We start from the raw sequence: 20,175 nt of genomic DNA, 5'->3' as shown, positions 1-20,175 counted from the left end.
TTAATGCGCAAAATAATTGTTGGATCAAGGAAAAGTAAGCTAGCCATTACTCAAACGAATTGGGTAATTAATCAGCTGAAAAAATTAGATTCTTCTTTTGACTTTGAAGTAAAGGAAGTTGTGACAAAGGGAGATGTTGTTCTTGATGTCACTTTATCTAAAGTTGGGGGAAAAGGGCTATTTGTTAAAGAAATAGAGCAAAGTATGCTTGATAAGGGAATTGATATTGCTGTACACAGTATGAAAGATATGCCTGCAATCCTTCCAAAAGGGCTAACAATTGGGTGTATTCCAGAGCGTGAGGATTATCGTGATGCTTTAATAAGTAAGAACCATATTCCTCTAAAGGAGCTAAGAGAAGGTGCAATCATTGGGACAAGCAGTTTGCGTAGAGGTGCACAATTACTTGCTGTTAGACCTGACCTTGAAATCAAATGGATTCGCGGAAATATCGATACTCGTCTTAGCAAGCTAGACACAGAAGAATATGATGCAATCATATTAGCCGCTGCTGGATTAGCAAGAATGGGATGGACAAGCGATGTAGTAACGGAGTTTTTAGAGCCGGAAGTATGTTTGCCTGCAGTGGGGCAAGGTGCACTTGCTATTGAATGTCGCGAAGATGATAAAGAAGTGCTAGAGCTTTTAAGCAAGTTGTCAAACCAGGAGACGACTCGCACTGTTTATGCGGAAAGAGCATTTTTGCAACGTATGGAAGGCGGATGCCAAGTGCCAATAGCTGGCTTTGCACAAGTTAAGGATGATGATGTGGCATTAACAGCATTAGTCATTTCACCTGATGGGAAACAAATTTATAAGGAAGAAGTTACAGGGAAAAACCCTGTAGAGGTAGGGGAACAAGCAGCTGCCATTTTAACAGAAAAAGGTGCAAAAGCATTAATTGATCGATTAAAAGAGGAGAATATAATAGATGGCTAAATCCCTTCTAGGAAAAAAAATTCTCGTTCCCCGCTCTAAAAAACAAGCAAGTGTATTATCAAAGCGGATTAACGATTTAGGTGGAATTCCAGTTGAAGTGCCACTTATCGCTTTTCGAGAAAAACCTCTTCCTGAAGAAGTGATTGTTTCATTAAAATGCCAAGCATATGATTGGCTTGTTTTTACAAGTCGTAACGGTGTAGAGGCATTTTTTAAAGAGATAAACAGAGTAGAATTAACAGTTGTCTCTAAAATTGCTGTCATTGGCGAAAAGACGACAGCAGCTGTTTCTGAACATGGATATCAAGCTGATTTCATTCCGTCACAATTTGTTGCAGAACAGTTTGCAAAAGAGTTTGTTGCCATTACCGAAAAGAATCAGCGGATCTTAATAGTAAAAGGAAATAAATCGAGAGAATTTCTAGCAGAAGCATTAAGGAAAGACGGTTTGCAAGTGGATGAAGCCATATTGTATGAAACGTATTTTCCGAAAGAGAGTGAAGAACTGCTTGTGGAAGAGGTAAAGAAGAATGATTTAGAGATATTGCTTTTTACCAGTTCTTCCACCGCACAACATTTTATGCAAGTGATAAAAAAATATCAGTTAATGAATAATTTGGAAAGTTGTATTGTTATTAGCATTGGACCGATTACGACAGAAACATTGGAATCCTATGGTTTACCTGTAACAATAACAGCGGAGCCTTATACAACAGATAGCGTTCTAGAACATTTAGTGCAGTATTTAACAAATTAAGTTGGAGGCAAGAAAAAATGGTTGAATTCAAACGTCATCGCAGATTAAGACAATCTGCTAATATGAGAGCATTAGTTAGAGAGACATATGTACATATCGATGATTTAATTTATCCGATATTTATAACAGAAGAAGAAAATGTGAAGAGTGAGATTTCTTCAATGCCTGGCATTTATCAGTTTTCGATTGACCGTTTAAAAGAAGAAATGGATGAAGTACAGGCGCTTGGAATCAAATCTGTGTTATTATTCGGAATTCCAAAGGAAAAAGATGAATGTGGAACACAAGCCTTTCATGATCATGGTATTGTTCAAGAAGGAATTAAGTACATCAAAGCGAACTATCCTGAAATGATTGTTATTGCTGACACTTGCTTATGTGAATATACGAGCCATGGACATTGTGGCGTAATTGAAGCAGGAAGAGTATTAAATGATGAGTCTCTAGAATTGCTTGTGAAAGCAGCAATTAGCCAAGCTGCTGCTGGAGCAGATATTATTGCACCTTCTAATATGATGGATGGTTTTGTAGCAGCAATTCGAAAAGGGTTGGATGAAGCCGGATTTTTGGATATTCCTATTATGAGTTATGGTGTCAAATACGCATCAGCATTTTATGGGCCGTTCCGAGAAGCAGCTGATAGTACACCTCAATTTGGAGATCGTAAAGCATATCAGATGGATCCTGCTAATCGTCTTGAAGCATTTAGAGAAGCGGAAAGTGATGTTGCAGAAGGCGCAGATTTTCTTATTGTAAAGCCAGGTCTTCCATATCTTGATATTGTTCGAGACATGAAAAATGAATGGGATTTGCCAATTGTTACCTATAATGTTAGTGGTGAATATAGCATGGTTAAAGCGGCAGCACAAAATGGCTGGATTGACGAAGAAAGAATAATTATGGAAACGATGATTAGCATGAAACGTGCTGGGGCAGATTTAATTATTACTTATTTTGCTAAAGATGTAGCACGTATGCTAAAAGAACAATAAGGGAGGAAGTCATAATGCGTTCCTATCAAAAATCAGAAGCGGCATATAAAGAAGCAGTAGAATTAATGCCAGGTGGTGTAAATAGCCCCGTTCGTGCTTTTAAATCGGTTAAAAGAAATCCAGTATTCATGGATTCTGGGAAAGGCTCTAAAATTTATGATATTGATGGCAATGAATACATTGATTATGTATTATCATGGGGACCTCTTATTTTAGGGCATGCTGACGATCAAGTAGTAGAGGGAATTAAGAAGGTTGCTGAAAAAGGTACTAGCTTTGGGGCGCCAACTTTAATTGAAAACAAACTTGCTGCTCTTGTGAAAGAACGTGTTCCTAGCATCGAAATCGTTCGCATGGTGTCTTCTGGTACAGAAGCTACAATGAGTGCTATTCGTTTAGCTAGAGGCTATACCGGCAGAAATAAAATTCTTAAATTTGAAGGATGTTATCACGGACATGGGGATTCCTTGCTTATTAAAGCAGGTTCAGGTGTAGCAACACTAGGTTTACCAGATAGCCCTGGAGTTCCAGAAAGCATTGCTGCGAATACCATTACCGTTGCTTATAATGATTTAGAAAGTGTTAAATATGCATTCTCTACATATGGAGAAGATATTGCAGGCATTATTGCTGAGCCAGTTGCAGGAAATATGGGTGTTGTTCCACCGAAACCAGGCTTTTTACAAGGCTTGCGTGATGTTACAACAGAATATGGCGCTTTACTTATTTTTGATGAAGTAATGACAGGTTTCCGCGTGGATTATGGTTGTGCACAAGGTTATTTTGGCATTAAACCTGACATTACTTGTTTAGGTAAAGTAATTGGCGGAGGATTACCAGTTGGTGCATATGGCGGAAAAGCAGAAATTATGAATCAAATTGCCCCAAGCGGTCCTATTTATCAAGCAGGCACCTTATCGGGTAACCCACTTGCTATGACAGCAGGGTTTGAAACATTATCTCAATTAACGAAAGAAACGTATACAGAATTTATCCGAAAAGCAGATCGTTTGGAAGAAGGCTTAAAAGAAGCTGCTGCGAAATATGAAATTCCGTTTACAGTAAATCGCGCGGGATCTATGATTGGGTTCTTTTTTACCAATGAAGATGTAAAAGATTATGAAAGTGCTAAAACATCCAATCTTGATTACTTTGCTAGCTTTTATAATAGCATGTTAGAACAAGGCATCTTTCTACCACCGTCTCAATTTGAAGGGATGTTCTTGTCAACTGCATTAACGGATGATGATATTGAGCAAACCATTCATGCAGCTAAACATGCCTTTTCTACATTGAAAGCTTAAAAACGAGTTTGTTTTAGAAGATTATTGTTTTTAAAAAAAGAGTCTAGGACAAAATGGACGTGTAAAAACTAAGTCGTTCTATTGCGCTACAGACCCACGATGCGTCGGGGAGGCTTGCCGATTGCCCCATCCTATGGAAAGCGAAATGTATTTAGGTTGCGGGTGATAAGCAAAAACCGTCTATTTTAAAAAATTTAAAAACCCAAACAATTATACGAATGTTTTTAACATCTCCGTAAAATTGTTTGGGTTTATATTTGGTTGGAATACTTAAGTGCCCAGTTTCTTTCATTTTTTTTTATGTAGAAATTAATTAAGCAAAAGACATTTTCTTATTTACCCCGAATTATCTAGAACTGTCGATTTTTTGCCACTGTATGAAGGTGACTAATATGATATGATGCAACTAGTAATAAGCGATAAGAAGGGATGTTTCATGGATTCATTTGTAAAGATGCAGCACGTTAGTTTTACTTATGAAAATAATACAATCTTAAAAAAGCTAAATTTAACTCTAGAAAAGAGTAAATCATATGCATTAATCGGTAAGTCAGGCGTTGGAAAAAGTACACTTCTCCACCTTTTAGCAGGTTTCCTGATCCCAACTGAAGGAGAAGTGTTAATCGAAGGAAACCGAATTCAGCAACCTAGCAAGGATATTGGTTTTATGTTTCAGGACTTAGGTCTTTTTCCTTGGCTAAAAGTTCGCGATGCAGTTTCGATGCCGTTGAAATTAGATAAACGGAAAACGAAACAGGAAATCAAAGAAAGAGTAACAGCACTAATAAGAGAAGTTGGATTAAGTGGAATGGAGCATAAATATCCGGCAGAGTTAAGTGGTGGACAAAAGCAAAGGGTAGCATTAGCAAGAACATTAATTAATGAGCCTGAGTTGTTGTTAATGGATGAGCCGACTTCTACATTAGATGAACTGACAAAAGAACAAATTCAACAGCTAATATATGTGCAGATTAAAAAAAGACAAACGACATTACTTTTTGTAACTCATAATATAGAAGAAGCAGTACTTCTTGGTGAGTATATTCTATTGCTAAAAGATAATGGAGACATCGAGACTATTTATAATCCGCTATTCGGGGTAGAAAAAGCGAAAGAAAATTTGTCTTTTTATAAAGCTTGTATTGAAGTTCGAAGAAAATTAGCGGCGGTATAATAATGAAGAAAATCATTCGGAAAGTCTTTAGAAATCAACTAATCGTAGGCTTTATAAGTGTCACTCTATTTTGGTATATTGTCTATTTTTTAGTACAGTCACATACCATCCCATCACCCATTTTAACAGTTACTTATATATGGAACGAAAAATGGATGTTGCTTCTGCATGCAGGAGCGAGCTTACTGAGAATTACCATTGCTCTTTTTATTTCTTTGTTAATAGGAATTCCATTGGGGTTTATTTTAGGCAAAAATAAGAAGATTAATACCTTGTTATCACCTTTTCTATATTATATATATCCAATACCCAAAGTAGCATTTTTACCTGTATTTATGATTTTGTATGGGCTGGGAAACCAATCTAAAATTACCCTAATTATTTGGATTATTGTTTTTCAAATCATTTTATCGGTTAGAGATGGTGTATTACAAATTCCAGCAAGTTATTATAAAGTGATGCACGGCTTTCGGTCACCAATTTACCAGCAATTAATCTACTTAATTTTCCCGAGCATACTTCCCTCCATATTTACAGGGATAAGAATTAGTATTGGCATTAGTTTAGCAACATTATTTTTTGCAGAAAACTATGCAACAACTTATGGAATTGGCTATTATATAATCAGTGCATGGACGAAAATGAATTATGAAGAAATGTTTGCAGGGATCGTCACCTTAGGATGTATCGGTTTATTGTTATTTATCATATTAGATAAATTGGAGTTAAAAGTTACCCCTTGGAATCATAAATAAAGAGGCTTGGACATAAGCATTTCAACCGAAAACAAAAATGAACGTTTATGTAATTAAATTGCATAAACGTTCGTTTTTTTTAGATAAAGGTTTAAAAACGAAGTGAAATGGAGCGTCCTCCCCGGCGCATCGTGCGTCTGTAGCGTAATGGAACGACTTAGTTTTTATACTTAGCTATATTTAAAAACATAGATAACCATCATGAGAAAGTAGCTTTATATAAAAGCTAAATTAAAGATTGCTCGTCTTTAAAGATTAGTTATTTAGTTTTGTCCCAGCCTCTTTTTGGTTTAATTCGGTAACAATGTGAAGTCTGTTAAATCTTCATAAGAATAGTTTTTCGTAATTTGCCCTTTATCTTTCGTCCACTGAACAATCGAATCAAAGGTATCTTTTGAAACTATACTTGCATAAGGAAAGCTATCTTTTGTTGATAAATAGTTGCTCATTGCATCTGGGAATTGATATTTAGTTAATATATCTCCATATTCTTCCGCCTTCGTATTATTCATATAGTCAATTGCTTGATTATACGCTTTATAAAAAGCTTTGATGTCCGCTGATTTGGTTGAAATCATTTCATCTGAAAAAAGAATCGTCCCTCCTTTAATTCCTGCATCTGTTGAGCTACCTAAAAGGTGAGCTCCCTGGCTAACTAGCATACTAGCCTGTGGTTCTGTAAATACAACTCCATCTACTTTGTCTGCCATCAGCGCTTCTGCACGACCAGAAAAAGAAGGGATTTCCACGATATTATAGGTGAAGTCTTCTTTAGCTGCGAAATCATCCATAATATATTCCAAGATAAAGTTCGGCACTAACGAAACATTTTTCCCATTTAAATCTTTCATCTCTGTAATTCCTGAATTAGGAGAGGAGAGGATTTTAAAATCTTCACTTATATCGGAAGTAATCTTCATATTAATTCCATTTTCCATAAATGCTGCCGCTGTCATCACATCAGCGATTGTACCATCTAGTTCATTCGCTTGAATTGCAACATTTCGATCTGTTGGCGAAGAAAAGGATTTTATGGATACGTCTATTCCTTCTTCGTCAAAGTATCCATTTTCCTCTGCTAAAATAATAGGTATCGCCGATTCTGCCGGCAATATTCCGATGGTTAGCTCTTCTCCAGATGTTTTTTCTGTGTTGCTGTTTTCGTTTTTATCTGTTTCGGTTGTAGCAGTCTTTCCACAAGCAGCAGAAAGTAAAACAAATACGATTAATAAGGATAGCGTCATTATTTTTTTCATCTTTTTTCTCCTAATTTGTAATGATTTTTTTGAATGTCTCTAAGTCCATTAAATAGGGAATAGCATTTCTTTTTAATAAAAGTGGATCATTTTTTCTATCATTGTGACCATTTTCACAAGTGAAGGCGAGTTTAAACGCTTTTTCTCTTAAAGTTAAAACATTGGATTCGTTAAATAGTCCAAATGGATAGGCGAATACATTTTTATGCTCGATTAGTGAATGGTTATTACATTCATCTAAGTCTTTAGCAAAGTCTTCTTTACTAGATGTCATTAATAAACTTTCTGTTTCACTTGTTCGGACATGCATACAATGAGTGTGGTTGGCATATTCAAAAACATCAGCCATTTCCTTTAAATCGTTTATGGATAAGCAGACAGATTTTTCTTTTTCAAATTGTCTTTTACTATCATGCAGCCACCCTGTTACAACAAAAGCTGTTGCATGAAATTGGTATTTTTTTAGAATTGGATACGCATATTCCTTTATGGATTGAAAGCAATCATCAAAAGTAAGTAATACAGATTTCTCCGGTAAAGGACCTCCTTCGTAATATGCTTTTACTTCATTTAGAGTTAAAGGGTGAAAACCATTGATAAATAAATACTCCATTTGCTGTTCAAATTTTTCAAGTGTTATGAAAAGTGGAGAAGGCAAGAAATCTTTATAATTTTGCTTTACATCGATTGGATGCTGTTCGGTTGCATGAAAATCTTCTTCTTTTCTTATTTCGTGATACATTAGCACGGGAAAAGTCATAATAGATCCTCCTTTTTAGATAAAAAATCTAAATTGGTCTACATTTCCAATTTAAATAATTTTGATAACTTGTAAAATCTGCTTTTATTATATAAAACCTTTACTAAAAAAAGGGCTAGAAAAAGCAATTAGTTTTAACAATTTGGTGTATGAATTCTGAAAAATAAGATTAATCAAGTGGAAATAGTCTATTTTCCTCTATTGTTAAGACAAACAAATGAAAGAAATATTCATAAAGTGTTACAGACAATCATAAGTTTTTAAAGACAATAGTGATATATACGTGAAAGGAATGAGAGGAGGAGTCGCTTTGTCTCAAGAAAATTCGTCTATTTTGCGGTTTTCGTTGGAAGAGTCCGTCTGGTTTCAAAAAGGACAGGAAGTAGAGGATCTGCTTTCCATTTCACTTGATCCCAATATAACAATCCAAGAGAACGATCAGTATATTATCATTCAAGGCTCTTTAGAGTTAAGTGGTGAATACAAGCGCTTTAATGAAGGGGAACAAGAAGAAGAGGAGGCTTTTAAGGCTCCTAAATTAATTCATTCAATAATGGAAAGAGAGGAAGGAGTGTGTGAATTTTTACACCATTTTCCGGTGGATATTACCATGCCCCTTTCGAGAGTCACTAGTCTTGAAGATGTTGAAATTGAGATTGATACTTTTGATTATGTCTTCCCGGAAAGAAGCTGTTTGAATTTGACAGCAGATTTAACTATTTCAGGTCTTGCTTCTGAAGAAGAAGAGAGTGATGAAGAAGAGAGTGTTGAAGAAGAGAATGTAGAAGAAGAACTAGAATTAGCTTGGCGAGGTTCAGTGGATGAGGATGAAAATGGAAATGAATCAATAGAAGAACCTATTGAAATAGCTGTTAGTCCATTTCAAAATGTCAGTCCACTTTTAGAAGAACAGCGTGAAGAGAAGGCAGAAGACGATGATTTGTATTCCCCATTCGAACTTGAGGTTAGAAAGTCACCAGAAGAAGAGGATGATTGGGGTACGAATGAAAATGCTAAAGTACCTTATTTTTCTGAGGAAACTAGAGAAGAAGAGATTACCTCTTCAGAACCTGAGATGAAGGTTTCTTTATTCAGAGGTGAGGAAAATGTCTATTCTGCAGAAGATGTATTTAAAAAGCCACAACAAGAATCTTCATCTGAATCGAAGCAGGAAGAACTTTTACTGGAAGAAGAGAAATTAGAAGAATCATCATCTTCTCCTAATGAAGAACCAAAAAAGAAAAAAGGGCTATTTAGTAAAACAAAATCTCTAACCTTTACAGAATTTTTTGCTAGAAAAGAAGAAGAGAAGCATACAAAAGTGAAAGTTTGTATTGTTCAGCAAGGCGATACATTAGAAAAGTTAAGTAATCGTTATAATGTCAATATCCATACATTATTGAAAGAAAATAGAATGGAAGCAAATCAAGATGTTTATGAAGGGCAAGTTTTATATATACCAGGAAATTTCGTAGAGAAATAAGAACAATAAACTGGAGCAGGCAGGAGGTTTTTCCTGCTTGACTGTTTTCTTTTTGCTTTGTTCAATCGTTTTTTGAGGGGGAAAATCGATTAAAGGGTTAAAGAGAAAATAGATTATTTTAAGAGCTTGGTAGTATTCGATCTTGACACTTTGGTAAATGCCCGAATTATATAGCTAACCATCTATAGAAAATAAGAAAAGGATGGGAGTTTTCACTTGATAAGAAAGTGTGGGCGGATATGAATGAAAAAAATATATTAAACAAATATTCACCTATCTTAAAATCATACGCAGTAGAACCGAATTTTGTTGAAGAGTTTGGCAAAGTTGCCAAAATATATAGCAATAAAGGTACTTTTGCGTTAAAACGAATTGATCCTCATAATGGGGCTGATTTTACACGTCATATAAGAATGCTTTATCAAAAAGGGTATAATCGAATTGTGCCAATATATCCAGCGGTGGATGGAAGATATGCGATTCTTTATGACAATCAATTGTATTATTTAATGCCTTGGCTGCCAAATGAAGAAAGAGAAACATATTTCAAGAAACATCAACAAATGTTTCGAGAGCTAGCAAGGCTCCATATTTTAAGTTCTAAAGAAGTAAAAATTGAAAAGGAAGATCGACAAGAGCATTTTGAGAATACACAATTAGAAATGGAGAAAGAACAAGAGTTTCTAGCTGGTTTTATTGAGCAATGTGAAAATAAAGAATATATGGCTCCGTTTGAGTTAATGTTTTGTATGTATTATCATGACATTCGGCAGGCTTTGATTTATTCAGAGACTAAATTGAAGGAATGGTATGAGGAAACGAAAGAGGATGAAAAGGCAAGAGTCGCCATTATCCACGGGAAAATATCACCAGAACATTTTCTTTATGATGATAGAGGGTATGGCTATTTTACTAATTTTGAAAATGCTAGATATGGATCGGCAAGCCATGACCTGCTTCCGTTTCTGTCCCGTTCCTTGAGGACAGCACCTAAGCAAAATGAAGACTGTATTGAGTGGCTTTATACGTATTTCAATCATAATCCTTTAAAATATGATGAAATGCTGTTGTTTTTAAGTTATTTGGCTCATCCAGGACCAGTTCTTCGTATTTGTGAGAAATATATGAAAGCAGATAAGAAAGCGATCAATGAACGCAAATATGCACAAAAACTACTTAAACAATATTGGCTTTTAAAAAATACAGAATATGTTGTGATGCGAGTAGATGAAATAGAAAGACAAAAGAAAGCACAGCAAGAAGCGGCAGAACAAGCGGAACAAGCAGAGACTCAGGATTAAAATCTTGGGTCTCTGTTTGCTCCTAAATTTGTAACGATCTTTTCCCAGGCACATATATTAAAGATAAACAAAAAATAGATAGGAATAAAATGAAAAAAAATCGGCAATCCTTATTGACGAGAATTAGTTTTTTTCGGTAGTATAGCATATATAAATAAATTATTAAGGCAATGACGGGGAGTAGTACAATGTACGTTGTTTCAAAGAGAGGAAATCATCTGCTGCGAGATTTCTATTCAACCCATTGGAAGGTAGCCCTCGAGCTTCTTTTGCGAACGGTGTGCTTATTAGTAAAAGACGGACAGTATCCGATATCATCTTTGAAAGAGCCAGCACTTTTTGTGTTGGAAAAAAGGTGGTACCGCGAACAAACTCCATTCGTCCTTTTCAGACGAGTGGAGTTTTTTTATTTGCTTTAAAAAGGACAAAGGAACAAGATTAGGAGGAAATTAGGATGGAAATGAAAGAAATCTCCATGCCGACAAAGTATGATCCAGCAAGTATTGAAAAGGGTCGCTATGATTGGTGGTTAGAAGGCAAGTTTTTTGAGGCAAAGCCAGATGAAGGGAAAAATCCTTATACAATCGTAATTCCGCCTCCAAATGTAACAGGTAAATTGCATTTAGGGCATGCATGGGATACAACATTACAAGATATTTTAACAAGAATGAAAAGAATGCAAGGCTATGATGTATTATGGTTACCTGGTATGGACCATGCAGGTATTGCAACACAAGCAAAGGTAGAAGAAAAGCTTCGTGCCCAAAAGATTAGCAGATATGATCTTGGCCGTGAAAAATTTGTAGAAGAAACATGGAAATGGAAAGAGGAATATGCAAGCCATATTCGTGCACAATGGTCTAAATTAGGATTAGGCTTAGATTATTCTAGAGAAAGATTTACGCTTGATGAAGGTCTTTCAAAAGCAGTTCGCGAGGTGTTTGTTTCTTTATACAAGAAAGGGCTTATCTACCGCGGCGAATATATTATTAACTGGGACCCAGCTACCAAAACAGCTCTTTCTGATATTGAAGTAATTTACAAGGATGTACAAGGTGCATTCTATCATATGAAATATCCTTTAGCAGATGGATCTGGTTATATTGAAGTAGCAACAACTCGCCCAGAAACAATGCTAGGCGATTCAGGTGTTGCTGTCCATCCGAAAGATGAAAGATACCAACATCTAATTGGCAAGAAAGTAATTTTGCCAATAGTAGGTAGAGAGATTCCGATTGTTGCAGATGATTATGTGGAAATGGATTTCGGTTCAGGTGCTGTTAAAATGACTCCTGCCCATGACCCAAATGATTTCGAAGTTGGTAATCGTCATAATCTAGAAAGAATTCTTGTAATGCATGAAGACGGCACAATGAATGAGCGTGCAGGAAAATATGAGGGAATGGATCGTTTCGAATGCCGTAAACAAATCGTAAAAGATTTACAGGAAATGGGCGTACTATTCAAAATTGAAGAGCATATGCATTCAGTTGGACACTCAGAGCGAAGCGGTGCTGTAGTAGAGCCATATCTATCTACTCAATGGTTTGTTAAAATGCAGCCATTGGCTGATGAAGCAATTGCATTACAAGGTAAAGAAGAAGAAAAAGTAAACTTTGTGCCAAATCGTTTTGAAAACACTTATATGCGCTGGATGGAAAATATTCGCGATTGGTGTATTTCTCGTCAGCTTTGGTGGGGGCATCGTATTCCTGCTTGGTATCATAAAGAAACAGGAGAAATCTATGTAAACCATGAAGCGCCGGCAGATATTGAAAATTGGACGCAGGATACAGATGTATTAGATACATGGTTCAGTTCAGCGTTATGGCCATTCTCTACATTAAATTGGCCAAATACAGAGGCAGAGGACTATAAGCGTTATTATCCTACTGCTGCATTAGTAACTGGATATGACATTATTTTCTTCTGGGTATCTCGTATGATTTTCCAAGGGATAGAATTTACTGGAGAGAGACCATTTAAAGATGTACTGATCCATGGACTTGTTCGTGATGAGCAAGGACGTAAGATGAGTAAATCACTAGGAAATGGTGTAGATCCAATGGATGTTATTGCTAAGTACGGTGCAGACTCCTTACGCTATTTCTTATCAACAGGAAGCTCACCAGGTCAAGATTTGCGCTTCAGCATTGAAAAGGTTGAATCAACTTGGAACTTTGCAAATAAAATTTGGAATGCTTCCCGCTTTGCATTAATGAATATGGATGGTTTAGCTTATGATGAAATTGATTTATCAGGCGAAAAATCAGTTGCAGATAAGTGGATCTTAACGAGATTAAATGAAACAATTGAAACAGTAACACGTCTATCTGATCGCTATGAGTTTGGAGAAGTAGGAAGAGTTCTTTATAACTTTATCTGGGATGATTTCTGTGACTGGTATATTGAGATGGCGAAGCTTCCATTATATGGTGAAGATGAAACGGCAAAATTGACAACTCGCTCGATTTTAGCGTATGTTCTTGATAATACAATGCGCTTATTACATCCATTTATGCCATTCATCACAGAAGAAATCTGGCAAAACCTTCCGCATGCTGGCGAATCGATTACCATTGCGAAATGGCCAAAGGTAAATCCTGCGTTTACAGATGAGAAGGCTGCTAATGATATGAAATTGCTTGTGGAGATTATCCGTTCTGTTCGTAATAGCCGTGCGGAAGTTAATACACCAATGAGCAAGAAAATCAGTATTTTATTAAAAGCTAAAGATGAAGAGGTAAAAGCTACGCTCCTTGAAAATAAATCTTTTATTGAGCGCTTCTGTAATCCAGAAACATTAAGTATCGATACAGATATTGCTGTTCCGGATAAAGCGATGACAGCTGTAGTAACAGGTGCTGAAATCATTCTTCCTTTAGAAGGTTTAATTAATATGGAAGAAGAAATAGCTCGATTAAATAAAGAGCTAGAGAAATGGAATAAAGAAGTAGAACGTGTTCAAAAGAAATTAAGCAATGAAGGCTTCGTGAAAAAAGCGCCAGAAAAGGTGATTAACGAAGAAAAAGCAAAAGAGAAAGACTATTTAGAAAAGCGTGCAGCAGTAGAAGCACGTATAAATGAATTAAAAGGTTAATTTCATAGTAGAACGAAGGGTGTCTCCACTATCCAAACCTTTGAGGCACCCTTCTTCTATGGATGAAGCAGTTACTTTTTAAGATGATACTGGATAAAGGTAAGTATAGATGATCATAACAATCATTATTCATAAAAGAGGGTGTAGCAATGTTTCATAGTTATGAAGAAGCATTAAATTGGATTCATTCTCGTTTGCGTTTTGGAATAAAGCCTGGGTTAACTAGAATGGAAATGATGATGGAAAAGCTAAATCATCCAGAAAAACAGATAAAAACAGTTCATATAGGTGGAACAAATGGAAAAGGGTCTACCGTTACTTATTTAAGAAATATTCTTCAACAAGCAGGATTATCAGTTGGAACCTTTACATCTCCTTACATAGAACAATTCAATGAGAGAATCAGTGTGAATGGAAAACCAATTAGCGACGAAGAAATTCTCACATTAGCAAATAAATTGCATCCGATTGTGGAAGAAATGGACAAAATGGAAATTGGCGGTCCAACCGAATTTGAAATCATTACTGCAATGTCTTTCTACTATTTTGCTTATATGCATAAAATGGATATCGTTATATATGAGGTAGGATTAGGAGGTCGATTCGATTCAACCAATATCATCTCCCCGCTACTTTCTATCATTACAAGTATCGGCTTAGACCATACAGCAATATTAGGGGACACTTATGAACAAATTGCATTTGAGAAAGCTGGAATTATAAAAAAGGACACCCCTATTATTGCGGCTGTTAAACAAAAAGAGGCGCAAGCTGTCATTGTAAAACAGGCTAATAAGATGGAAGCACCAATTTACTTATTGGATAAAGATTTTACGATAGCTGGCTATCATTCGAAGTCTACAACGGAATCTTTTAACTTAATGTCTCCATTTTTTAAATGGGAGGATTTGCAAATAACAATGTTTGGAAAGCATCAAATAGAAAATGCATCATTGGCAGTAATAGGTGCCGAGCATTTACGTGACCAATTTGTTTCTATTAATGATGAAAGTATTAGAAAGGGCTTATTACTGTCTCGATGGCCAGGAAGATTTGAGATTATTTCAGAAGAACCCCTAGTAGTATTAGATGGTGCACATAATGAAGAAGGAATAGAGGCATTAGTGGATGTATTAGTAAATCGCTATAAAGGGAAGAAGAAAAAAATTATTTTTGCAGCACTCTCTGATAAAAAAACAGATAAAATGATCACTAAACTTGATCAAGTTGCTTCAACGATTACCTTTGTAACATTTGACTATCCAAGAGCTGCCGATTGCCGCACATTATATAAAGAAAGTAACCATCCATTCAAGTACCAAAACACTGACTGGAAAAAAGCAATTCTTGAACATATGGAAAACATTGAAAAGGATGAGATGCTCCTTATAACTGGGTCCTTGTATTTTATTTCAGAAGTTAAGACATTTTGGAAAAATTTCAAGAAATAACTATATCAAAAAAAATATCTAGATTATTAGGAAAGAAAAGGGTAGTATATATTTATCAGGTTTGAAATGTGGGAATTTTAAGAATATGGTAAAATATTCTCTATTTAACGATATATTATAACAAAATGAATACCTATTATACTTGCAATACGAATATATTGGTTCAAAAGAAGGGGGAAGAGAATGGTAAAACCAAGCTATAAAAAAATAATATGGGCAGTTTGGATATTCCTTCTCCCTTTTGGTCTATGGTTCTCTCATAATATCTATCCTCCGCAAATTCGGGGGAATGAATGGGAGATTCTTGCATTTCTAATATTTATGACAGTTGTTGCGAGTATGCCAATGATCATAAATGGTACGCCGGTATTTTTCTTACAGTGGGCGACATTATCTGTTTTTCTAATATTCGGATTATTTTTTGAGATTATCCTCGTTCAAATTGCGTTAATAGCAGTATTATATCAAGCGAAGTTGGATAAAAAGACACTTTTTCGTTTGCCTATGAATTCAATCATGTTTTTTCTTGTCTCTTTTTTTAGTGGAATTATCTACTATAGTTTTGGAGGAAAACATGGATTCGATTTAGCTTTCAATTTCCATTTATTTGTCTTGATAAGTCTGTATCTTGTTTCCTATTTGTTGCTTAATACGTTGGGAATCTTTTTGATAGACCGTTTTATCTATAAAAGAAAAGAGCGTTTCATTAAAAAAGATTTAATATGGGAAATATTCACAACGGTTATTACCTATCCAGTAGGTATTGCGTTATATATTATGTATCAATATGTGGGGCTAGCTGCATTACTTCTAATAGGTGTGCCTTTTATAAGCCTATCGCTCATTTTAAAGCTGTATCATTCAAGTCAAACTGCCAATGACTATTTAAGAAAAACAGCAGAAATTGGACATCAACTTTCTCAAAACTTGTATGTGAATGAAACAGTTGAGTTTTTTATTGAAAAGCTATATGAGTTATTTAAAGTTGATTTTGTGTTTATCCATCAAGTAAATGCTAATAATCAATTAGAAATGATTTCGCGTGTGGAGCAACAGGAAAAGCTACCAATTTTTTCTGAAGTGATGCATGAAAACGAGGGCATATGTGGTCGAGTGTTAGCCTCCCAGAAATCAAGTGTATTTCATTCTAAGCAAGATTGGCAGAATGTAAATAAGGGCTATATGCCTGAAGGAATTCAAAGTGTATTATGCATGCCGCTCATTAAAAATAAAAATGTGATTGGTGTATTATTATTGGGAAGTAAAAAAAAGAAGGCATTTGCCAATATAAAATTAATGGTATTGGATCTTTTATGTACCCAATTTGCCATTGCGCTAGAAAATGCAAAGTACTTTGAGCAAACAAAGGAAAATAGTGAGAAATGTGCTTTAACCAAGCTGTATAATTACCGCTATTTCGAAAAGCTATTAAGTGACCAGTTCAAGGAGCTTAATGAGGAGAAATTGGACAATCTTGCGCTGATTATGCTAGATATTGATCATTTTAAATCGATAAATGATCAATATGGTCATCAGGCAGGAAATGAAATTTTAAAAGCTTTTGCTAAAAGAATTCAAAAGCTTATTGGTGACCACGGAATTGTTGCTAGATACGGAGGAGAAGAGTTTGTGATTCTTCTGACCAATATTGCAAAAAAAGAAGCGCTTGATCTAGCTGAGTTTATCCGCAAGATGATTGCATCTAGACCCTTTGTTATTCAACAAAATATAGACGATTGTCAAAAAATAAAAAATGTAAATATCACAGCTTCATTAGGGTTAGCATATGCTCCAAAAGATGCTGATGAGTCGTTGGCATTGATTCGACATGCAGATAGAGCATTATATGTGGGAGCAAAAAGAGCAGGGCGTAACCGTGTTAGCAGTTATGTGAAATGACTGGAATAAAAAAAGAAAAAGGCAGAATGGACTAAACCAATCTCCTTTTTTCTTTACATTTACAGTTATTAAAATAGGGAAGATACTTTGAAATTAATAATAATAATCGACATTAATTTCACTATCCTCTACTCGTAAATCATTAGCGATCGCTGGTATATAAACAGTTTCTGGTGTATTGCTTCCTCCATCATTTTCATCCCCATCGCTAAATCCACTATTACAATTCGTTGCAAAATTATTGGGATTTGTATCAATTTTACTTCTATTGTTGTTATTTGTATCTGAAGATATTGCCGAAGCATACACTTTGCCATTTCCATTTAGATTAAAGTTTCTAGGGATACTTATAGTGCCTCTTACGCATATTTTTGAATCATTGCCCATATTTATATCGTTAATTGTTCCATCACCACCAATATAAATAGCTGTTTTTGAGGGGTTATTTATAACCGAAATGGTAGCATTCCCTAAAATACTAATTATACTATTATCTCCAGGGTTATTAATATGATTGATAGTTGCTTTTCCTTTTATTGAAAGAACTGTATTACTAAAGGAACTATTTATATTATCGATCTCTGCCGTGCCGCCAATTGAAATAATGCTATCAGATGTATTATTCCAATTTTTGCTTTCAAAATCACCTTTTACTTCTAATTTGGTTTTTGTGAAGCTATTTCCATTTCTAAACGTAGCTTTCCCACCAACATAAATAGAGGAGTCAATTGTACTAATGTTTTCGAAAGTTCCATCCTTTGCTACTTCAATAATTGAATTATTTAAGGAACTGTTTAAATTGTTAAATTTCGCCTCTCCACCTACATGAATTTTAATTGAAGAAATCCCATTTAAATTTCCAGTAACATTCAAATTATTAGTTGTATAAATGGTGGAATTAGAAAACTGATTAACGTTAGAAGAAATAGTTAATGACCCACTTGTTTTTAAAATTGTACTTATTATATCTGTATTTTTTGTAATCGTAGTATCTTCATTATATTGACAGTTGTTATTGAATTGATAGTTATTTGGAATAGGACTTACGCAAGCTGTCAATACTCCAGGGTCTGGAATATCGTTCCCAGTCAAACCTGTCTTTACAGTGGCTTGGTCATCTGATGTGTCAGTGCTGCCCTCATTAGTACCATCTCCTGTTTCTGTACTAGCTTCTGCTTCCAATACAATGGGATCAAGTTTTATTGGAATGGTAAAGACCGATGATAATGTGATTTCTTTATCCCCATCGATTCCTTTACTATCAAATGTATAGGTAATCCCATCCTGATTACTAGTTTGCTTTATATTTGAAATAATAAAAGAGCTCCCCGCCGAACTATCAACAGAAACAGCTACGTTTTGAAAAAAGGTGCGATTTATTGTTTCTAGTTCCGTTTTTATTTTCTCCATATATTGATTGGAAGCAATTGCAGTTAATTTATTAAAATAAGCGGATTTATTGATTTCTGCTTCTGTAGCTTCCTTATTATTAGCTGTAATTTTTCCGAATGTGTCACTTATTTGTTTTGAAATCGATTGATTGATACTATCCTTAAAAGCACTATTTGCTTTTACTTCGCTACTTTTATTGTATAAGGCTGTTTTATAATAGGTGATTCCCATCTCGGCAATGGAAACAGCTTGTGCATTATCTTCTGTTATCGTAATCTGTTTAGAATTAGTAATCGATACACCAACAATAGAGATATAAAGAATACTAAAGACGGATATAAGGACAAGAATCAATATAAGTGTATTTCCTTTTTCGTTAAAATAACGCAATGACAAATTCCCTCCTTTCTATTTTAATCGTGATAATGTTGCGGTTGTTTGATAGGTTTGGTTTTCCTTATCTTTGCTCGTAATTTTAATCGTTAGGATGACATCCTCTTTGAGAGGATTAACAGTAAATGAATTAGGAATATAGGTATTATTTGTTCCATTTCTACTCATCAGCTCATATCGAAATTTTTTATTCTGAAAGGTAATCTTTTGCTTCCCATCCACCGTAATATACGAAGCATTTGGATTTTGATCAAATGTAATAGAATACGAATCAGAAGTCTGATGTATTTTTGTCATACTTGAAACCATATAGTTCGCTTCTTGCTGTAATAAGGTTTTATCATTGACTACTTTCGAGAAGTGAATTCCTTGAAAAAAGAACTGATAGATAAGGACTAGCACAATCGAACCGAGTGCAATAGAAATTAGCAATTCAATTAAAGTAAGTCCTCTTTCGTTTTGAATCGACATCTTTTTTCTCCCTTTATTTTTTCGTAATATATCCGTATATATTGCTGTTTAATTTATCTTGTTCATCAAAAACGTCAATCCGTATTTTATAAAGCGTATTTGCTCCCTTTAATGTTTCCTCCCGGTAAAATAGATAAAGATGAATAAAATAGTTATTTTCTTTAAAGATTAATTCTATAACATCTGAATTGCGATTTATATTTGTTAATAAATCTAAATCGCTTGTATTTATGGATGCAGATGGATTATCTGTTAGATTAATCAATTGTTTATGTAAAGTACTTTCACTATTTTGAGCTTGGACTAACCAACTCTTTGCTAGTGTAACACTTGTTAACTTCTCATCTGTCTTCTGATTAAAGGAAGATACTTGAGGAAAAAAAGTGAGAAAGGACGTAATGAGAATACTTAATAAAACAATCGAAACTAAAATTTCTATTAATGAAATGCCTTTATCATTTTGTATGAAACGCTTAAATGGCATGCTTTTGCCTCCACTCCTAGATGGAAATTTAAAATAGAAAGTATAAGAAAAATATTATGTGAAACTTTTGACCTATTCTTTTAAAATAATTGATTCTATTATACAATACATAGGATAAGAAAAAACGAAAAATTGTAGGACTAAATGCATTGGAGAGAGTATAAAATATTTTGTGTAAATGAAAATTTCCATGTAAAAAGGAAGACCTTCTCTTGGTAGAATTAAGTCACCACAACCAATCCTAGAAAAGAGGTCTTCCCTATG

16 protein-coding genes and 1 other annotated feature are annotated in these 20,175 nt (G+C 34.8%); of the genes, 11 read left to right on the top strand and 5 right to left on the bottom strand.

The window, feature by feature from the left end:
• Positions 1-3: 3 nt before the first annotated feature.
• The 6 genes from hemC (at position 4) to ACTQ5K_RS15875 (ending at position 5,921) form a co-directional block, all read left to right on the top strand.
• A complete protein-coding gene (gene hemC, locus ACTQ5K_RS15900) occupies positions 4-939 on the top strand; it encodes a hydroxymethylbilane synthase (protein WP_441994062.1) in 936 nt (311 codons plus the stop codon).
• Positions 932-1,696, top strand: a complete 765-nt coding sequence (locus ACTQ5K_RS15895; RefSeq protein ID WP_441994061.1) for a uroporphyrinogen-III synthase — start codon at positions 932-934, stop codon at positions 1,694-1,696. The genes hemC and ACTQ5K_RS15895 overlap by 8 nt, the downstream gene beginning before the upstream one ends.
• A 17-nt stretch (positions 1,697-1,713) precedes the next feature.
• Positions 1,714-2,688: a porphobilinogen synthase gene (gene hemB / locus ACTQ5K_RS15890; protein ID WP_031537062.1), complete on the top strand. Its 975-nt coding sequence runs from the start codon at positions 1,714-1,716 to the stop codon at positions 2,686-2,688.
• A gap of 14 nt (positions 2,689-2,702) precedes the next feature.
• Positions 2,703-3,992 (top strand): glutamate-1-semialdehyde 2,1-aminomutase, encoded by a 1,290-nt coding sequence (hemL, locus tag ACTQ5K_RS15885; protein ID WP_031537063.1) that lies wholly within the window; start codon positions 2,703-2,705, stop codon positions 3,990-3,992.
• 436 nt (positions 3,993-4,428) lie between these two features.
• The gene (locus ACTQ5K_RS15880) at positions 4,429-5,166 is read left to right on the top strand and encodes an ABC transporter ATP-binding protein (RefSeq protein ID WP_235247781.1); all 738 of its coding nucleotides are present in this window, start codon (positions 4,429-4,431) and stop codon (positions 5,164-5,166) included.
• 2 nt (positions 5,167-5,168) lie between these two features.
• The gene (locus ACTQ5K_RS15875; protein WP_251627424.1) at positions 5,169-5,921 is read left to right on the top strand and encodes an ABC transporter permease; all 753 of its coding nucleotides are present in this window, start codon (positions 5,169-5,171) and stop codon (positions 5,919-5,921) included.
• Between the two features lie 290 nt (positions 5,922-6,211).
• Here the strand turns inward: ACTQ5K_RS15875 and ACTQ5K_RS15870 are convergent, their stop codons facing one another.
• Together ACTQ5K_RS15870 and ACTQ5K_RS15865 are read right to left on the bottom strand one after the other, a co-directional pair.
• Entirely contained in the window at positions 6,212-7,177 is a 966-nt protein-coding gene (locus ACTQ5K_RS15870) for an ABC transporter substrate-binding protein (protein WP_031537068.1), read from the bottom strand.
• Between the two features lie 10 nt (positions 7,178-7,187).
• Entirely contained in the window at positions 7,188-7,937 is a 750-nt protein-coding gene (locus tag ACTQ5K_RS15865; protein ID WP_235247773.1) for a polysaccharide deacetylase family protein, read from the bottom strand.
• Between the two features lie 310 nt (positions 7,938-8,247).
• Here ACTQ5K_RS15865 and spoVID point away from each other — a divergent pair, with 310 nt between their 5' ends.
• The 5 genes from spoVID (at position 8,248) to ACTQ5K_RS15840 (ending at position 17,171) form a co-directional block, all read left to right on the top strand.
• Entirely contained in the window at positions 8,248-9,420 is a 1,173-nt protein-coding gene (gene spoVID, locus ACTQ5K_RS15860) for a stage VI sporulation protein D (RefSeq protein ID WP_035416366.1), read from the top strand.
• A gap of 239 nt (positions 9,421-9,659) precedes the next feature.
• On the top strand, positions 9,660-10,721 hold the full coding sequence (gene ysxE / locus ACTQ5K_RS15855) for a spore coat protein YsxE (RefSeq protein WP_441994060.1): 1,062 nt from the start codon (positions 9,660-9,662) through the stop codon (positions 10,719-10,721).
• Between the two features lie 161 nt (positions 10,722-10,882).
• Positions 10,883-11,110: a binding site (T-box leader), on the top strand.
• A gap of 65 nt (positions 11,111-11,175) precedes the next feature.
• Positions 11,176-13,821, top strand: coding sequence for a valine--tRNA ligase (locus ACTQ5K_RS15850; RefSeq protein ID WP_235247750.1), 2,646 nt, complete (start codon positions 11,176-11,178; stop codon positions 13,819-13,821).
• Positions 13,822-13,970: 149 nt separating this feature from the next.
• Positions 13,971-15,272 (top strand): bifunctional folylpolyglutamate synthase/dihydrofolate synthase, encoded by a 1,302-nt coding sequence (locus tag ACTQ5K_RS15845; protein ID WP_235247749.1) that lies wholly within the window; start codon positions 13,971-13,973, stop codon positions 15,270-15,272.
• A 183-nt stretch (positions 15,273-15,455) separates the two neighbouring features.
• Positions 15,456-17,171: a sensor domain-containing diguanylate cyclase gene (locus ACTQ5K_RS15840; protein ID WP_441994059.1), complete on the top strand. Its 1,716-nt coding sequence runs from the start codon at positions 15,456-15,458 to the stop codon at positions 17,169-17,171.
• A 93-nt stretch (positions 17,172-17,264) separates the two neighbouring features.
• Here the strand turns inward: ACTQ5K_RS15840 and ACTQ5K_RS15835 are convergent, their stop codons facing one another.
• From ACTQ5K_RS15835 to ACTQ5K_RS15825, 3 genes are read right to left on the bottom strand one after another with little or no spacing between them, the layout of a single operon-like run.
• A complete protein-coding gene (locus ACTQ5K_RS15835; RefSeq protein ID WP_251627430.1) occupies positions 17,265-18,953 on the bottom strand; it encodes a hypothetical protein in 1,689 nt (562 codons plus the stop codon).
• 18 nt (positions 18,954-18,971) lie between these two features.
• The gene (locus tag ACTQ5K_RS15830) at positions 18,972-19,427 is read right to left on the bottom strand and encodes a PilW family protein (protein ID WP_251627432.1); all 456 of its coding nucleotides are present in this window, start codon (positions 19,425-19,427) and stop codon (positions 18,972-18,974) included.
• Between the two features lie 13 nt (positions 19,428-19,440).
• Positions 19,441-19,911: a type IV pilus modification PilV family protein gene (locus ACTQ5K_RS15825; RefSeq protein WP_251627434.1), complete on the bottom strand. Its 471-nt coding sequence runs from the start codon at positions 19,909-19,911 to the stop codon at positions 19,441-19,443.
• Between the last annotated feature and the right edge of the window lie 264 nt (positions 19,912-20,175).

It is taken from the genome of Niallia sp. Sow4_A1, assembly GCF_052116745.1.
In the GTDB taxonomy this organism is placed as follows: Bacteria; Bacillota; Bacilli; order Bacillales; family Cytobacillaceae; genus Niallia; species Niallia hominis.
The sequence above is the reverse complement of the archived record's forward strand: the minus strand, read 5'-3'. Positions and strand labels throughout refer to the sequence as shown.